The 17,201-nt window shown below is 35.2% G+C and carries 17 protein-coding genes and 1 other RNA gene; 9 read left to right on the forward strand and 9 right to left on the reverse strand.

Annotation, left to right across the window (positions count from 1 at the left end; all coding sequences use genetic code 11):
* Positions 1-34: 34 nt before the first annotated feature.
* On the forward strand, positions 35-2,785 hold the full coding sequence (locus AC51AA_RS06625; RefSeq protein WP_500705619.1) for a gluzincin family metallopeptidase: 2,751 nt from the start codon (positions 35-37) through the stop codon (positions 2,783-2,785).
* Positions 2,786-2,973: 188 nt separating this feature from the next.
* A complete protein-coding gene (locus tag AC51AA_RS06630; RefSeq protein WP_500704982.1) occupies positions 2,974-5,385 on the forward strand; it encodes an alpha-ketoacid dehydrogenase subunit alpha/beta in 2,412 nt (803 codons plus the stop codon).
* Between the two features lie 219 nt (positions 5,386-5,604).
* On the opposite strand, the gene kdsB is transcribed toward AC51AA_RS06630, so the two are convergent.
* Positions 5,605-6,339, reverse strand: a complete 735-nt coding sequence (kdsB, locus tag AC51AA_RS06635) for a 3-deoxy-manno-octulosonate cytidylyltransferase (RefSeq protein WP_500704984.1) — start codon at positions 6,337-6,339, stop codon at positions 5,605-5,607.
* A 273-nt stretch (positions 6,340-6,612) separates the two neighbouring features.
* Between kdsB and AC51AA_RS06640 the strand changes: the two genes are divergently transcribed.
* On the forward strand, positions 6,613-6,855 hold the full coding sequence (locus AC51AA_RS06640) for an outer membrane protein assembly factor BamB family protein (protein WP_500704987.1): 243 nt from the start codon (positions 6,613-6,615) through the stop codon (positions 6,853-6,855).
* A 1-nt stretch (position 6,856) separates the two neighbouring features.
* Here the strand turns inward: AC51AA_RS06640 and ygiD are convergent, their stop codons facing one another.
* Together ygiD and AC51AA_RS06650 are read right to left on the reverse strand one after the other, a co-directional pair.
* On the reverse strand, positions 6,857-7,687 hold the full coding sequence (ygiD, locus tag AC51AA_RS06645) for a 4,5-DOPA-extradiol-dioxygenase (protein WP_500704988.1): 831 nt from the start codon (positions 7,685-7,687) through the stop codon (positions 6,857-6,859).
* A gap of 67 nt (positions 7,688-7,754) precedes the next feature.
* The gene (locus tag AC51AA_RS06650; protein WP_500704990.1) at positions 7,755-9,179 is read right to left on the reverse strand and encodes an ATP-dependent DNA helicase; all 1,425 of its coding nucleotides are present in this window, start codon (positions 9,177-9,179) and stop codon (positions 7,755-7,757) included.
* Positions 9,180-9,493: 314 nt separating this feature from the next.
* Here AC51AA_RS06650 and AC51AA_RS06655 point away from each other — a divergent pair, with 314 nt between their 5' ends.
* The 3 genes from AC51AA_RS06655 to AC51AA_RS06665 all read left to right on the forward strand — a co-directional run bounded on the left by AC51AA_RS06655 (position 9,494) and on the right by AC51AA_RS06665 (position 11,556).
* A complete protein-coding gene (locus AC51AA_RS06655) occupies positions 9,494-10,315 on the forward strand; it encodes a DUF3822 family protein (RefSeq protein WP_500704992.1) in 822 nt (273 codons plus the stop codon).
* Entirely contained in the window at positions 10,312-10,914 is a 603-nt protein-coding gene (locus AC51AA_RS06660) for an RsmD family RNA methyltransferase (RefSeq protein ID WP_500704994.1), read from the forward strand. Before AC51AA_RS06655 ends, AC51AA_RS06660 begins: the two co-directional genes overlap by 4 nt.
* 447 nt (positions 10,915-11,361) lie before the next feature.
* Complete coding sequence (locus AC51AA_RS06665) at positions 11,362-11,556, forward strand: hypothetical protein (protein WP_500704995.1); 195 nt, start codon at positions 11,362-11,364, stop codon at positions 11,554-11,556.
* Positions 11,557-11,563: 7 nt separating this feature from the next.
* Here AC51AA_RS06665 and AC51AA_RS06670 read toward each other — a convergent pair whose 3' ends face one another.
* Complete coding sequence (locus AC51AA_RS06670) at positions 11,564-12,484, reverse strand: ketopantoate reductase family protein (protein WP_500704997.1); 921 nt, start codon at positions 12,482-12,484, stop codon at positions 11,564-11,566.
* A 233-nt stretch (positions 12,485-12,717) separates the two neighbouring features.
* Positions 12,718-13,031, reverse strand: an RNA gene (gene rnpB, locus AC51AA_RS06675) — RNase P RNA component class A.
* A 124-nt stretch (positions 13,032-13,155) separates the two neighbouring features.
* Here rnpB and AC51AA_RS06680 point away from each other — a divergent pair.
* Positions 13,156-13,449 carry an SH3 domain-containing protein gene (locus tag AC51AA_RS06680; RefSeq protein ID WP_500704999.1) on the forward strand — a complete coding sequence of 98 codons (294 nt, stop codon included), beginning with the start codon at positions 13,156-13,158 and terminating at the stop codon, positions 13,447-13,449.
* 341 nt (positions 13,450-13,790) lie between these two features.
* Here the strand turns inward: AC51AA_RS06680 and AC51AA_RS06685 are convergent, their stop codons facing one another.
* Positions 13,791-14,162, reverse strand: coding sequence for a LysM peptidoglycan-binding domain-containing protein (locus tag AC51AA_RS06685; RefSeq protein WP_500705001.1), 372 nt, complete (start codon positions 14,160-14,162; stop codon positions 13,791-13,793).
* Positions 14,163-14,169: 7 nt separating this feature from the next.
* Positions 14,170-14,649 (reverse strand): BON domain-containing protein, encoded by a 480-nt coding sequence (locus AC51AA_RS06690; protein ID WP_500705003.1) that lies wholly within the window; start codon positions 14,647-14,649, stop codon positions 14,170-14,172.
* Between the two features lie 232 nt (positions 14,650-14,881).
* Here AC51AA_RS06690 and dnaX point away from each other — a divergent pair, with 232 nt between their 5' ends.
* Positions 14,882-15,967: a DNA polymerase III subunit gamma/tau gene (gene dnaX / locus AC51AA_RS06695; RefSeq protein ID WP_500705004.1), complete on the forward strand. Its 1,086-nt coding sequence runs from the start codon at positions 14,882-14,884 to the stop codon at positions 15,965-15,967.
* 28 nt (positions 15,968-15,995) lie between these two features.
* Here the strand turns inward: dnaX and AC51AA_RS06700 are convergent, their stop codons facing one another.
* Positions 15,996-16,169: a hypothetical protein gene (locus AC51AA_RS06700; protein WP_500705006.1), complete on the reverse strand. Its 174-nt coding sequence runs from the start codon at positions 16,167-16,169 to the stop codon at positions 15,996-15,998.
* A gap of 88 nt (positions 16,170-16,257) precedes the next feature.
* Here AC51AA_RS06700 and AC51AA_RS06705 point away from each other — a divergent pair, with 88 nt between their 5' ends.
* Positions 16,258-16,602: a DUF8439 domain-containing protein gene (locus AC51AA_RS06705; RefSeq protein ID WP_500705009.1), complete on the forward strand. Its 345-nt coding sequence runs from the start codon at positions 16,258-16,260 to the stop codon at positions 16,600-16,602.
* A 2-nt stretch (positions 16,603-16,604) separates the two neighbouring features.
* Here AC51AA_RS06705 and AC51AA_RS06710 read toward each other — a convergent pair whose 3' ends face one another.
* Positions 16,605-17,183 carry an NAD(P)H-dependent oxidoreductase gene (locus AC51AA_RS06710; RefSeq protein ID WP_500705011.1) on the reverse strand — a complete coding sequence of 193 codons (579 nt, stop codon included), beginning with the start codon at positions 17,181-17,183 and terminating at the stop codon, positions 16,605-16,607.
* Positions 17,184-17,201 lie beyond the last annotated feature (18 nt).

Here is a 17,201-nt window from a genome sequence, read left to right on the forward strand (position 1 = left end):
TACATTAAAACAGTACGCACAACATCAATCAACGATGGAGGTCGCGGTCAATCTTGAACTAAAAACATTAAACATAAAACAGGACATTACATTTTATAATACCTCAAATGATTCTTTGATATCCATTGTTTTAAATGATTGGAACAATGCCTTCTCTGACAAAGACACACCACTAGCCAAACGTTTTTCAGATGAATTTTATCGTGGCTTTCACGTAGCCAACAGCCAAGAAAGAGGAAATACCACTATTTTGAATTTAACCGATTCCGATAATGCCGCTCTAGAATGGGAACGAACCCGTAAGAATCCAGACTTCATTATCATCAAACTCAACCAAAAGTTAGCTCCTAACCAAAAGATAGACTTACACCTTACGTACATAGCTAAAATCCCTAGTAATAAATTCACCCATTACGGCTTTGATCAAAATGGAGGCATGAATTTAAAAAATTGGTTTTTAAGCCCTGCTCGTTTTGAAAACCACCGTTTTATAAAGTACAACAATTACAATTTAGACGATATCGCTAATGCCGCAACGGATTATAAACTGGCGATTAAAATTCCTAACCATTACAACATTACAACAGATTTAAGTTCAACTTCAAAAGACCTTAGCAATACTAGTTTTACGACCTATAATTTTTCGGGAACCAATAGAACGGATTTTAATTTGTTCATCGAAAAACAAAACAGCTTTACAAGCTTTAAAAACGGTTCTACAGAAGTGCTCACCAATTTGAAAAACAAAAAAATAAGTGACAGCCAGAAAGGAATTATCATCAGTAGAGTATTGAATTTTGCCAATAGATTTATTGGAGAATATCCACATCAAAAAATTACTGTTTCGCAAACGGATTATGATCGTAATCCCTTTTATGGACTCAATCAATTGCCTTCGTTTATCAGTCCCTTTTCAGATGAATTTATCTTCGAAATTACGTTCTTAAAAACGTATTTAAATAACTATTTAAAAACCAGTCTACGTGTGGATTCCAGGAGAGATAACTGGGTTTATGACGGAATCCAGATTTACGCTATGATGAAATACATAGAGGAGAATCATGCGGACCAAAAAATGCTTGGAAGTCTATCGAACATGAAACTTCTTAAAAGTTACAATATCGCCAACCTAAGTTTTAATGAGCAATACAGCTATTATTATATGTTAATGGCTAGAAAGAACCTAGATCAACCTCTAGGCGACCCAAAAAACACGTTAATCAAATTCAACGAACAAATTGCTAGTAAATATCGTGCTGGATTAAGTTTAAGTTATTTAGATAATTATTTAAACCACAATGTGGTCCCGCAAAGTGTACAGGAATTTTACAAGCTCAACAAAAGTCAGCAAACGAATCGTTATGGTTTTGAAAAAATACTAACTAAAAATAGTCCCAAAAAAATTGATTGGTTTTTCAAAACTATTATTGATTCTCGCGATATCATTAACTATAAATTCTCGGATGTTACCCGAACCAAAGACAGTATCCATTTTACCATAAACAATAAAAAGGGTGCCTATGCTCCTATTCCAATTTTCGGTCTCCAGAAAAATGAGGTTATTTTTAAAGAATGGATAGAGCCTAAAAACCCTGATTCTGTTTATGCGTTGGACAGACAAAATGCAGACAAAATAGTTTTGAATTACCAGAATGAAGTCCCAGAATACAACCTAAGAAACAATTGGAAATCCTTGAGAAGTTGGGCCATTACCAATCGTCCGATTAAATTCAATTTTGTAAAAGATTTGGAAGATCCCTATTACAATCAGATCCTCTACGTACCTATCCTTGGCTATAATTTGTACGATGGATTCACCCCTGGTATTCGTCTTCACAATAAAACCATTTTAGACAAACCTTTTATATTTGACATCAATCCGGCCTACTCTTTAAAAGCAGGAACACTATCGGGTTCGTCTGCATTTTCATGGAATCAATTTTATCGAAACAGCACCTTATATAATATTCGCTATTCCCTTAGCCAAAACTATTTCCACTATGCCCCTGACGCAACTTATCTAAAATTGAACCCAATGATTCAGTTTCGCATTCGAGAGCAAAACCTTAGGGACAACCGAAAGCAATTAATCATGTTTCGACAAGTATTGGTCAATCGTCAAGAAAGCCAATACATCACCGATAATTCGAGTCCTAATTATTCCGTATTCAATGCACGTTATGTCAATACAAAAACAGAGCTGATCAACCATTTGAGCTTTATGGGCGACATCCAATTTGCTGGTGATTTTGGAAAACTTGGCGGAGAAATAGAATACAGAAGATTATTTGAAAACAACCATAAGTTAAACATAAGGGCTTACGCAGCAAGTTTTTTATACAATAGAACCAATTCCGATTATTTTAGTTTTGGTTTAGACCGTCCAACCGATTATATGTTTGAGCATAATTTTTATGGACGATCAGAAAGTACAGGGATTTTCTCTCAGCAATATGTGATCGCCGAAGGGGGTTTTAAATCCAAAATAGGATCCGGTTATGCCAATCAATGGATGACTACTTTAAATGCCAGCTATTCCATTTGGAATTGGATTGAGCTTTATGGAGATATCGGTTTTATGAAAAGCAGAGCACAAAACACAAAGTTTGTCTATGATAGTGGAATCCGATTAAATTTGGTTCCAGACTATTTTGAACTCTATTTTCCTGTCTATTCCAATAATGGTTGGGAGATTACTCAAAACAAATACAACGAAAAAGTACGATTTATAGTCACATTATCACCAAAAACATTAGTTAATCTTTTTACCAGAAAATGGTTTTAAACGAATGAATTTTAAACAAAAATATAAATATTTACCTCTAAACAGATCAAATCACTAAACATTCAATAAAAAACATACCTGATTTTAGCAATTTAATTATATATAATTAAATTATATTTATTTTAATGAATTATGATTATTGATACTTTTTAAGTAATTTTGCCACCTAACATGACCCATTCCAGATTATGATTAAAGAAAAAAACAATACTACATTAACTTTCGAAGATTTTAAAACTGAGGTATTAAAAGACTACCGAGTTGCTGTAACTAGCCGTGAATGCAGTCTTTTAGGACGTAAAGAAGTATTGACAGGAAAAGCCAAATTTGGAATATTTGGCGATGGAAAAGAAGTCCCACAGCTGGCTATGGCCAAGGCTTTTAAAAACGGAGATTTCCGTTCTGGATACTATCGCGACCAAACCTTTATGATGGCCATTGGCGAATTGACTCCAAAACAATTTTTTGCAGGTTTATATGGTCATACTGATTTAGACTATGACCCAATGTCTGCTGGAAGACAAATGGGAGGACACTTTGTAACACACAGCTTAAATGATGATGGTTCTTGGAAAGACTTAACAAAACAAAAAAATTCAAGCGCAGATATATCACCTACAGCAGGACAAATGCCAAGATTATTGGGACTTGCTCAAGCGTCAAAAATTTACAGAAATGTTGATGGAATCAAAATCAAAGACAAATTTTCTGTAAATGGAAACGAAGTTGCTTGGGGAACTATCGGAAACGCCAGTACTTCTGAAGGCTTATTTTTTGAAACTATAAATGCTGCCGGAGTTTTACAAGTTCCGATGGTAATGAGTGTTTGGGATGATGAATACGGAATTTCCGTTCATGCCAAGCATCAAACTACCAAAGAAAATATTTCTGAAATCCTAAAAGGATACCAAAGAGATGAGGATGCTAAAGGTTATGAGATTTTCAGAGTTAAAGGTTGGGATTATGCCGAGCTGATTTCGACTTACGAAAAAGCAGGTGCACTTGCCCGAACTGAACATATTCCTGTTTTAATTCATGTAAACGAATTAACTCAACCACAAGGACATTCTACTTCTGGGTCACATGAACGTTACAAAAATGCAGAAAGACTAGCTTGGGAAAAAGATTTTGACTGTGTTCGTCAGATGCGTTTATGGATGATTGCTATCAATATCGCTTCTCCTGAAGAATTAGCTGAGATTGATACTGAATTAAAAAAAGAAGTACTAGAGGCCAAAAAAGAGGCATGGAACGCTTTTATTAACCCAATAATAGAAGATCAAAAAAATCTTTTGGCTTTATTGGAACAAATAGGTGAAGCTAGTATTAATCATAAAGAAAAAATTCAAAATTATATTGCGGAATTAAGCGCTATTAAATCGCCTTTAAAAAAGGAGATGCTTGTCATTGCAAGAAAGATATTGCGTTTTATCGAAGTACCGAATAGCAAACTAGTCTTAACGAATTGGATTACCAATTATATTTCGATCACACAACCAAGGTTCAGTAGCAATTTACATTCTGAATCAGATTTAAATGTGTTTTCCGTACAAAAGGTACTTCCTCAGTACGCAGAGGATGCTAAGGCCGATTTGGATGGCCGAATGATTCTTCGCGATAACTTTGATGCTTTGTTCGCTAAATATCCAGAAACCTTGATTTTTGGTGAAGACGTAGGAAACATCGGAGATGTAAACCAAGGTTTAGAAGGCATGCAGGAAAAATACGGAGAACTTCGTGTTGCCGATGTGGGTATTCGAGAAGCAACCATTATTGGTCAAGGAATTGGAATGGCTTTAAGAGGTTTACGTCCGATTGCTGAAATACAATATTTAGACTATTTATTATACGCTATTCAAATCATGAGCGATGATTTAGCAACCTTACAATACAGAACCGTTGGGAAGCAAAAAGCACCGCTAATTATCAGGACTCGTGGACACCGTTTAGAAGGCATTTGGCACTCTGGTTCCCCAATGGGAATGATCATCAATGCTATACGTGGAATTCATGTCTTGGTACCAAGAAACATGACCCAGGCTGCTGGTTTCTATAACGCTCTTTTAGAATGCGACGAACCTGCTCTAGTAATTGAATGTTTAAATGGTTACCGTTTAAAAGAAAAAACACCTTTGAACTTCGGTGAATTCAAAACACCAATCGGAGTAGTGGAAACGTTAAAAGAAGGTGCTGATATTACTTTAGTTTCTTACGGATCAACACTGCGATTAGTAGAACAAGCCGCTACAGAATTACTAGAACTAGGTATTGATTGCGAAGTAATCGATGTACAATCCCTACTTCCATTTGATATCAACCACGATATTGTCAAAAGTATTGCCAAAACAAACCGTCTTTTAGTAATCGACGAAGATGTACCTGGCGGAGCCTCAGCCTTTATCTTACAGCAAATTATTGAAGAACAAGATGCTTATATTCATTTAGACAGTAAACCACAAACCTTGGCAGCAAAAGCACACAGACCTGCTTATGGTACCGATGGTGACTATTTCTCAAAACCTTCTGCCGAAGACATTTTTGAGAAAGTATACAGTATGATGCATGAAGTTAATCCTTCTAAATTCCCTGATTTATATTAAGGATTTAAAGTAATCTACCTATAAAAAGAGCTCCAAATGGAGCTCTTTTACTTTTATATGCTATCTAAACAGCTCGGTTTATTATCTTTTTTTTCATCGGACAAGAAGTCCTATCGAACAAACAGCGAACTCTTTTATTCTTTTCCAGGGTTTATCATCAGGTTTTACACTAATTAATTACGTTTTTACACCCTATACTCCATTTGTTGGCTATCACTCTTATTTGGCCGCCAAAATAGCCCTGGCTTTATCTAAATCCTCTGCAGTATCAATCCCAATACCCACATGAGTAGTTTCTACCATTTTAATGCGCTTTCCGAACTCTAAATAACGTAATTGTTCCAATTTCTCAGAAGCTTCTAAGGATTTCATTGGCAAACTATAAAAATCCAACAAAGCCTGTTTTCTAAAGGCATAAATCCCAATATGCTGAAAGTAGCGAACCCCCACCTCTTTATCTCTAGGATAAGGAATCACTGAACGAGAAAAATATAACGCAAACTGCGATTGATCCACCACTACTTTTACGTTATTAGGGCTATTGATTTCCTCTAGCTCGGTAATCTCCCGCATCAAGGAAGCCAAATCAATTTTCCCTTCTTGGTCATTTTTAAAAACAGACAAAACCTGTTCCAAAGGTCCAGCTTCAGTAAAAGGCTCATCACCTTGCACATTCACCACTATATCCACTTCTAAATCACCTATTGCCTCCGCAATTCGATCACTCCCAGATTCGTGCTCTTTGATGCTCATAATGGCTTTTCCTCCTTGGGAAACAATCTCATTAAAAATCAAATCTGAGTCCGTTACCACAAATACATCATCAAACAATTGCGTCGCAACGGTAGCTTCATAAGTTCTAAGAATTACTGTTTTCCCCCCTAGATCTTGCATTAATTTAGCAGGAAAACGCGTCGAGGCATATCGTGCTGGAATTACAGCTATTACTTTCATTCTATTTTTTTTTTAAACCTGAAACAAATGTAACCATTCCTATCTAAGTTTAAAAAAATAATCCAACCGAAACTTCTCACAGCTAACTATCAACTTGTTAGAAAAGATTACAGTTATAATAAAAATGATTATGAAAAATTTCTTGACCCTCATTGTAGTTCTAATGAGTTTAGTTGGTAACTATTCGGTCCTAAGTCAAAAAAAAGGAGGTTCCAATAAGCAATTTTTTCGGAGCGTATTTTTGAAGGAAAAGAACACCAACCTCTTGACTATTTGAAATGGAAATACAAAACACAGGGCAAGATATTTTCCTCTCCACTTGCCAAAAATGGCTTTGTCTATATAGGTAGTGCAGATGGTCACCTATACGCCATCGACGAGAAATCGGGAATTTTAAAATGGAAATTTAAGACCGCTGGAGCGATACACAGCAGTCCAAGCTTACTCAAGAACATCCTTTATTTAGGCAGTGCTCATGGGAATTTACATGCTTACCACCTAGAAAAAACCAAATAGCTTACAAAATCTTAACCGAAGTCATACTTAGAGAACCAGCCAATAATTTATCATTAAATAAAGTAAGTTCTTCTGATTTTTCTTTTAAACCCAAGGTATATAGCAAAGGCAAATAATGCTCAGGTGTTGGTATCGCCAGTTGGATGGCTTTATTCATTTTTTCAAAATCAATCAAGGGCTGAAAGTTACCGTCCACCAAATAATTATTAATAGACTCTCGGGCTTCCATTGCCCAATCATAACCGTAATCATCTTTATCAAAATTGTGAAAGTCAACCAAACGCAGATTATGTACAATATTCCCACTTCCAATAATTAAAACACCTTTACGACGCAAGGATTGTAGTTGCTGAGCCAACTCAAAATGGTATTGACCAGACTTTGTATAATCAATACTTAGTTGAATCACTGGAACATTCGCCTCTGGATACAAATGTTTGATCACACTCCATGCACCATGATCTAACCCCCAATGCTCGTCTAAATCAACTGCAATTGGTGCCAAAATCTTCTTGGTTTCTAGAGCCAATTCTGGGCTCCCTTTGGCTGGATACTGAACATCAAATAAAGCTTGAGGAAAACCACCAAAATCATGAATAGTTCTTGGCATTTGCATTGAAGTTACCTTAGTCCCATTGGTAAACCAATGAGCCGAAATACACAGAATGGCATTAGGCTGGGGCAAGGTCTTAGCCAAATCGCGAAACCCTCTCACAAATTGATTTTCTTCAATAGCGTTCATAGGACTGCCGTGTCCTAAAAACAAAACAGGCATTTTATCAGTATTCGAAAACGTAGAAGAAATCGAATGTAAGTCGTTTAGTGTCGTCATTGAACTGTATTTTAGTTACGAATTTCGCTTTTTTAGACTAAACAGCTCCTGTTCGTACCATTTTGTTTTACTCCTCGAAACTTTCGTCTTTAAATCCTATCAAATATAATTTATTTTTTGCACGTGTCATAGCGGTATACAACCATCTAATATAATCCCTATCAATTCCATTTGGCAAATAAGGTTGCTCTATGAAAACCGTATTCCACTGCCCTCCTTGCGATTTATGACAGGTTATGGCGTAAGAGAATTTCACCTGTAACCCATTAAAATATTCGTTGGCTTTTACTTTCTGGAATTTCTTGTATTTTGTCGTCTCATTCTCATAGTCTTTCATCACTTCTTCATACAAACGATTCGATTCTTCGTAAGTCAATGAGGGCGACTCGCTTTTTATCGTATCGAGTAACAATACAGTTTCAAAAGGTTTTTGATCAGGATAATCCACCATTCTAATTTTCACCTTAGCAAAATTGAATCCATATAATTCTTTGATATCAAAGAGTTCCAAAACTTCAATAATATCGCCATTGGCAATAAAACCAGCCTCATCGGTTTCTTTTAACCAGAAGTAATTATTCTTCACTACCATTAAGAAATCGCCAACTGAAAGCTCGCTTTCTTTAAACAGAATCTTAGTTCGGATTTGCTCATTGTATTGATTTGCTCTTTTGTTGGAACGCACAATAAAAGCCGTATCTTCTATACTATAATTACTGTAAGCTGTATTAATTGCATCCTGAATATCATAACCATCGGTCAAACGAACGATGTCCTTAAACCTTTTTACATCAAATCGAAACTCGGTGATAAAAGTATCTTTAAGTAATTCACGTAATTCTGTAGCATTAAACAAAATCCCAGAACTCTCTTCCTGACGCATCACTTCATCAAGCTCGATATGCTCTATTTCCTTATCATAATGCACAGCCAGAGTATGCGTATCTAAGGCTGGACTCACATCTAAATTTACGGGCGGTAATTGAGCCGTATCTCCTAGCAAGATCATTTTGCAATTGACTCCAGAATACACGTATGCAATGAGATCATCCAAAAGAGATCCATTTTCATACAATTTTGAATCCGAATTACTATCCGAAATCATCGAAGCTTCATCGACGATAAAAATGGTATTTTTATGTTTATTGACCTGCTTGGTAAAGGCAACGCCTCCACCTGCAGATTTTTTAGGAAAGTATATTTTCTTATGAATCGTAAATGCAGGCGTACTAGAATAATTAGCAATAACCTTTGCAGCACGTCCTGTAGGAGCCAGCAAAACATATTTTTTATTAATCTCTGCCAAATTATGTACGATGGTCGAAATGACAGTTGTTTTTCCTGTACCCGCGTATCCTTTGAGTACAAAAATGGTATCATTATTTTCTTCAGTCAAAAAAATAGCTATTTTCTGAAAGAATATATCCTGTTTGTAGGTGGGTGCGAAAGGAAATCTTTTTTGTAAAACGCCGTAAAACAGTGCTGAATTCATAGGGGTAAAATTGAGTTACAAAGAACGGTTTTTTAAATGGCAATGTCAATTTCAAAAATGACTTTCCATCACAATACTTTCACAACGCAGCAAAGAAAACACTAAGCCCCCCTTTGGTCTTTTACAGCCAAACCTATTCTCAAAACGCACACAGGTAAAAAGAATCTCCAAAAAAAACTATTTCTTAACCTTGTTTTAAAGGGTATCTAAAATTGTTTTTTGAAATTGCAATTATAATTGTTCCTTTTTAATTTGTAAGTTTGTGGTCGCCTTAAATTCTTTCTTGTCAAACAGGTAACGAATTGTAAATCAATATGTCATTGCAAAATACTAATATCATTTCAAAAAACTATAAAAAGCTCTCTATTGAGGTTTCCTTGACTGGATTGTCCTTTTGTTGTTTTGATACTTTAAATAACACCATCACTTCCTTGAAAGAAGTTCATTTTGACACTTCCCATAAAACAAGTAAAATTGAAGAGTTGTTTGGAGATGCCTTTAAAAACAATCCCGAATTAAACGATAGCTACGACGAAATTTTAGTGATTCACAACAATAATCTTTCGACTTTTGTTCCTACTGCCTTATTTGATGAAAACTTCTTAGGTAGTTACTTACAGTACAATACTAAAGTTTTTGAAACTGACTTTTTTGCGTACGATCAAATTTCAAACTATGAAATGAATGCTGTTTATATCCCCTATGTGAATATGAATAATTTTTTCATTGATCAATTTGGTACTTTTGATTACAAACATGCCCACAGTATTTTGGTCGAAAAACTTTTAGATGCTTCTAAAAACCACGATGAAAAAAAAATGATCGTGAATTTCCATTCAGGCCATTTTGAAATCATCGTCGTACAAAACCAAAAATTACTATTATTCAACTCATTTGAATACCAAACACCAGAGGATTTTATTTATTATTTGCTTTTCACAGCAGAACAATTGAATATGAATCCAGAGAGTTTCCCTCTTGAATTATTAGGTACTATAGATCAAAACGATACTTTTTATGCCATTGCATATAAATTCATTCGTAATATTTCTTTTTTGGATGTAAGTACTTTACAACAAAAAAACAGCTTTTCAACTGCACAAAATCAAAAACATTATATCTTATTTCAATCATGAGAATTATTTCAGGAAAATACAAAGGACGTCGAATTTTTCCACCCAAAAACCTTCCTGTAAGACCTACCACTGACATGAGTAAAGAAGCATTATTTAATGTTTTGAATAATCATTTTAGTTTTGAAGGCTTAAAGGTTTTGGATTTGTTTTCGGGAACAGGTAATATCAGCTTTGAATTCGCTTCACGTGGAAGTGCGCCAATCACCTCTGTAGATGGTGATTTTGGCTGTGTCAAATTCACCAAACAAGTAGCCTCAGAATATGATTTTGAAATTGCGGCCACTAAAAGTGATGTTTTTAAGTTTTTAGAAAACTGTAAGACATCATACGATATTATTTTCGCCGATCCACCATACGGATTAGATCAAGCCTCTTTTGAGAAAGTAGCTTTATTGGTTTTTGAAAGAGAACTACTTAACGAAGATGGCATGATGATCATTGAACATTCCAAATACACTAAAATGGAACACCTAAGTAATTTCTCTTTCCAGAAAAATTATGGCGGTTCATTTTTTAGTTTCTTCGAATTGAATTCAACAGATGACGATGAAGAACTTCCTATGAAATTAGATAAAGCTACAGAAGAAGACGAAGGATAATTTTCTTTTTCAAATTATAAAAAATCCCTTGAAAATTTTCAAGGGATTTTTCGTTTTATATCCTTTAAGCTTTCCTTCTTTTTAAATTAAAGCAATAATTTAACCCTACACCTAATGTCCATTTTGTAACCACTTTACTGCCATTACCATTTAACTCACTTAACACTTCTCCTAGACCACCATTCTGAAAATCTAATGTAAAGCATCATGAATCTGAATTTTCAGCTGATAGAGCGAAATTATACCCAATTCCAAAACTAAAAGACTACCCCCACTCTTTTACCTCTCCAAAAGAATACTTGCCTCCTGTTGAAATTTCCTGACTATTAACAAGATATTTTGCTTTTGAGTTAATACTGTGAATCTTACAAACTATACATCCAATTGTATAACACTAAAAACAAACAACATAGATACCTTTAGTCTCTATCTTTAAAACTAGAAATTATGAACCTTAAAAGATTTTTTGGAGGATTATTGACCATCCTTGGAATAGTAGGCCTTGTTTACACGGCTGTTATATTTGCTGATACATCAGGAGGAACAAGAGACATTAAGCAATTAATTATTTATGGTGTACTTGGGATTATCTTTTTTATTTCAGGAATCAGTTTGGTTCGTACCACAAAAGACGAATCCTAAAATCATTTCACGATACTAAAGCACTAGCAATCTTACTATAAACAGGCGTATCTACTTCATACTTCAAACCTTCATTCACTACAAATTCAGTTAAAGAGGCTAACTCCATTTGGCGTCCAGCTAATAAGTCGCGATGCATGGATGAAGTCGCATTATGGGGAGATTTTTCTAGTTTCAAGATCGTTTGCATCACTATGTCATTGGGCAAATTCAATCCTTTTACCGCCGCTATCATCGTAATTTCATTCAACAAACTAACATATAAATTTCTACTAGATCCACTCTCTAAAATCTGTCCAATATTCTGATTCAAATAGGATGTTGCCGAAGCCAAAGAGGAAATAAACACAAATTTCTCCCAAACCGTATCCTCGATATTATCCACTAATTCACTTTGAATGGCTGCGTTTTTTAAAATAGTTTGCAATGCTTTCATTCTAGAAATAGAAGCTGTTTCTGAACCAAAAAATAGTTTTTCATAAGCACCCAGTTTTCGAATAACGCCCGGGGATTCAATCATCGAAACAATATACACACAACCTTGTAAAACTTCGTTATCAGGAAAAATAGTACTGATGCGCTCGGGCGCATCCACACCATTATACAAAGGCAAGAAAACAGTGTTTGTAATGATGCATTTCTTTATAGCGTCAAGACTTTCTTCAATATCATAGGTTTTTGTAGCACAAATTAAGTAATCCAATTTCCCAATTACGTTCGGATCATCCGACACGATATGTGGAAATACCGTCATTTCTCCTTCATCGCTAAGAATTTTCAACCCCGATTCTGCAATAACCTTAAGTGTTTCACCACGAGCAATAAACACAATCTCAATAGTATCCGACTCGAAATACGCTTTGGCTAAAAGTCCTCCAAAATAACCGCCTACTCCACCCAATCCTAAAATTCCAATTCTTGTTTTCATTCTACTCTTTATTTTGCTAAAAATTAAAAACGATACCTCTGTTTGATCTACATACCCATTTAACACAATTCCCTGGCGAAAACACCAAATACAGCTCTTTGACAATACTAGCTATCGGGACTTAAACCAGTGTTAGCAAGCCACATAAAACCAATTCTTTTTTTTTGATGTTTTAGAAATAACTAAGGGAAGACTTCTTCATGAAAATAAATTTAATACTCTCACAAATATAAAAAAAATGCAGACCTATAAGCCGGATTCTGTCTCTGATAAATCAAAGCCTTATCATTTATCTAGGCTCATAATTACTCATAAGCTCAAGCTACCTACCCTTCAACAACGGACGAGAAGCCCTTAAATGCTGATATACTTGGTATTTCACCGCATAGAGTTTACCTGGTTTCACTACAGCATTACCTGTACATACTTTCTGTTGCACTTGTCCTGAAGTTATTACTAACTCCGACGGGTGTTACCCGCTATGCTTCTCTATGGTGTCCGGACTTTCCTCCCCTCATAAATGAGCGACGATAAGGCGGTCTGCCCAGCAAAAGTAACGTTTTATCAACTAAGAATAATGATTTTAAATTTTAGATTTTCGAACTCTTTTCGTAACAATTTAATTTTAAATTGGTTACCTTTAAAATTCATAATTATTAAATTCAATTATCATGATTAGAATGTATCATTACGCAACTGTTTCAAAAGCTTTAGATCAATTGAATGAAAAAGGATTTACGTTTGATTTTAATATAAATTCAGACATGATTAGAAAAAATCCAGAAAAATTTGAAATTGTTCATGTGTATCGATACGAAGGGGAATCAGACCCAGGCGATGAGGCAGTTGTATACGGAATTAAATCAAGTTCAGGAAAAAAAGGTGTTTATGTAGCGGGTTTCTCTGCTGATTCAGATCAAGAAACCATAAAAGTTTTAAACGACTTAAGCATTAAGGGAAGGTGATTTTCACCGCTAACATCATGGTCAATTGGCGATGCTTACAATCCTCTTTAGCACATTATCTTTACAAACTAAGCCTACACAAAAAGCATACTAATTTGATCGAGACTAGTTCTTTAGGCTTATAAAAAAAAACACCACACAAACAATCAAGTCATTGCCAGAAATAAAGCAAACACAGCCTTTAAAAATTAAATACATTCAATCCACTGTACTGCTTCATTTCTGACAATGACAAAAAAAAGGAACAACGATCTACCAAATCTACAGCTCCGATCTACCCTTTAAAACCACAAAAAGCCCATCATAAATGACAGGCTTTTAAAAACAGTACATTAAATATATTATGCTGTTGGTATTTTTAATTTCCAACCTACCTGAATCAAGTCTGGATTTTTAATAACATCTTTATTGGCTTCGTAAATGGTTTGCCATGACACACCGTGCGCTTTTCCTATTTTAGATAAAGAATCACCACTTACCACTGTATAATCAGTAGTTACTCCTTCAGCCACAGCAATATTCATAACCACATCAGCTGATCTAAAATCAGGATCTAGTTTTCCATAAGCATTCCAAAGACTTTCTTTGTCTGGGGATGATTTTGCTGTACCATCAATATACAACACATTATCTTGTTCTCTTACCTGCAAATTAGCAATTCCTAAATTAGAGGCTAAATCTGTTAACTCTTTGTACTTATCTAGTAAACTCATAACATTCTTATTTAATAGTTAACTTATTTTCAACTTTTTTAGGCTTCAATTCCTGTACGCTTTTTATCAAATTCGGCAATTGGTCTCTTTTGATATTTCCTGTAAGTGTCACTACGCCATCTTTAACTGTAGCACTCACACCGCTGTACGTTTTCACTACCTCGCTTACTGAAGTGTTTAAAACAGCATCCGTGTTAATTACAACTGGCGCAGCAGCAACCTCCGGTTCTGGTACAGCAATTTCACAATTATTCACTACTGATTTAACCCCCTTAATACCCTTAATAATGCTTTCAGCGTTTTGTTTAAAAGCATCATCTTTACAAATACCCGAAATAGTAGCTACACCGTCTTTCACCGTAACTTCTACCCCTGGCAGGGCGCTTATTTTTGCAGCAATCTCTTTTTGAATGTCTGCATCCTTAGGGCCGCAAGCCACTAATGAAAAAGCAAGGCTGATTCCCAATAAAATTGATTTAATTCTCATAATGATATAGTTTTTAAATTAATTAACCTTTTAAAGTTAACGAATTAATTTCTAACACATTACACAATAATCCTACAATTTTAATCCTTATTAATTTCTTAAAACTAAGTCCTTAAAAAAAAACATTACTTTCTCATACTCAAAACACTCAAAATTCCCTCCAATATTTATCAATTTCAGATTTGTGATTTGGTAATTTTCAGCCTATATTTGCTCTCGAATAAGAAAGAACATGGAACAATTTGTAGTATCGGCTCGTAAGTATCGCCCACAAACCTTTAAGGATGTTGTAGGTCAGAAAGCCATTACCAATACTTTGTTGAATGCCATTGACAGCAATCACCTCGCTTCTGCCCTTTTGTTCACAGGACCGCGTGGAGTTGGAAAAACAACTTGCGCACGTATTTTGGCTCGTAAAATAAATCAGCCCGGATATGACGATCCTACTGAAGATTTTGCTTTTAACGTTTTTGAGTTAGATGCAGCTTCAAACAACTCCGTTGACGATATTCGAAACTTGATTGATCAGGTTCGAATCCCTCCGCAAACAGGACAATACAAAGTCTATATTATTGACGAGGTTCACATGTTGTCATCGGCAGCTTTTAATGCTTTTTTGAAAACGTTAGAAGAGCCGCCAAAACATGCTATTTTCATTTTAGCAACCACAGAGAAACACAAAATCATTCCCACGATTCTCTCTCGTTGTCAGATCTTTGATTTCAAAAGAATCACTGTAAAAGATGCTAAAGAACACTTAGCTGAAGTAGCAACAAGTCAGGGTATCAATTTTGAAGACGATGCTTTACACATTATCGCTCAAAAGGCAGATGGTGCAATGCGTGACGCTTTATCTATTTTTGACCGTGTCGTTTCCTATTGTGGAACCAACTTAACACGTCAAGCCGTAACCGAAAACTTAAATGTTTTAGATTACGAGACCTACATTAACATTACGGATTTACTTTTAGAAAATCAGATTCCTGATCTTTTATTAGCATACAATGATATTCTCTCAAAAGGATTTGATGGACATCATTTTATTGCTGGTCTAGCTTCTCACTTTAGAGACTTATTAGTTAGTAAAACTCCTGCTACCATCGCTTTACTTGAAGTAGGCGAACAAGCGCAGCAATTGTATGCTGTACAAGCACAAAAGTGCTCTCAAGACTTTCTTCTTAAAGGAATTGACACCGCCAATGACTGTGATTTAAAATACAAATTAAGTCAAAATCAGCGTCTCTTAGTCGAATTATGCCTGATGCAACTCGCCTCTATCACTTTTGATGGAGAAAAAAAAAAGTTGAGCAATTCATAATTCCACCCACTTATTATAAAAATAGTGGTTACTCTATAGTTGAAGTAAAAGCGCCAAAAGCTGAAACAACGGAGACTTCAAAAGAAACCACAACAGCTACTGTCGGTGAAACTGCAGCAATTCCAACAACACAAACAGCTCCAACTCCAAAACCTGAAGTAAGCAACGAACCAAAAATTTCTGCTTTTTCATTATCGAGCATTCGTAAGAAAAAGGAATTAGAAGCAAGTAGCCAATCTTATGTAAAACCCTCCACCGTTTTACCTACAGAAGAATTTACGGAGACTGAGATGTTAGTGCAATGGAACAAATATGCTCAACGCATCGGGGATAAAGGTTCAAAAATCATGGAAGCTTTATTACTACTAAACGATCCTACTTTAGATGGTAATAAGATTACCCTTGAATTACCAAATGAAGGTTCTAAATTAGATTTTGAAGGTCAAATTCACGGGCTTTTAGGACACCTAAAAGGACATTTACACAATCACGATATCACCATTGAAATAATCGTAAATGAAGCCATTGAATTTAAGCGTAGTTTAAACGATCAAGATCGATACAATCGTTTGCTAGAAATAAATCCAAACATAGAACTATTACGTACTACATTTGGATTGGATCTACAGGCGTAGTGTTATTTGTTTTGAAACCCTAAATCAAAGACTTTCTCTAACCATTTTTTTCTTTGCAATTCATCAGAACCTTTAACAACACCAATATAACTAACTTTTACGGGTTTTATTCCGCAGAATTCTAAAGTAGATTTCTTTAATTGATTAACACTTGGTCTAGCAAAAAACAACCTGTAATACCAGCTTGGCTGATCTAAAGTTGTGATAATATGAGCCGTTTTTGCTTTCAGTAATTTATCCCACCAAACCGAATTTTCACGGTACTGAAAGGCCATTCCAGGTAAAAACAATCGATCAATAAATCCTTTGGTAATTGCCGGTAAACCTCCCCACCAAACGGGATGAATCCAAACTAAATGATCTGCTTTTTCAATTTTCTCCCAAGATTCTAATAAATCTGGCTCTAATTCTGTTCGTTTTTGATATCCAAATTGCAAATTCGGATTAAACTTCAAAGAAGCAATTGTAATGATTTCCACTTGTGCACCGGAAGCTACAGCACCTTTTTCATACTTTTCTGCCATTGCAAAATTGAAACTTGAAGGATTTGGATGCCCGTTTATAATCAGTATTTTTTTCATAGATGTCTTTTTTACAAA

The organism is Flavobacterium sp. OHVDL-2026-0007 (assembly GCF_059882335.1).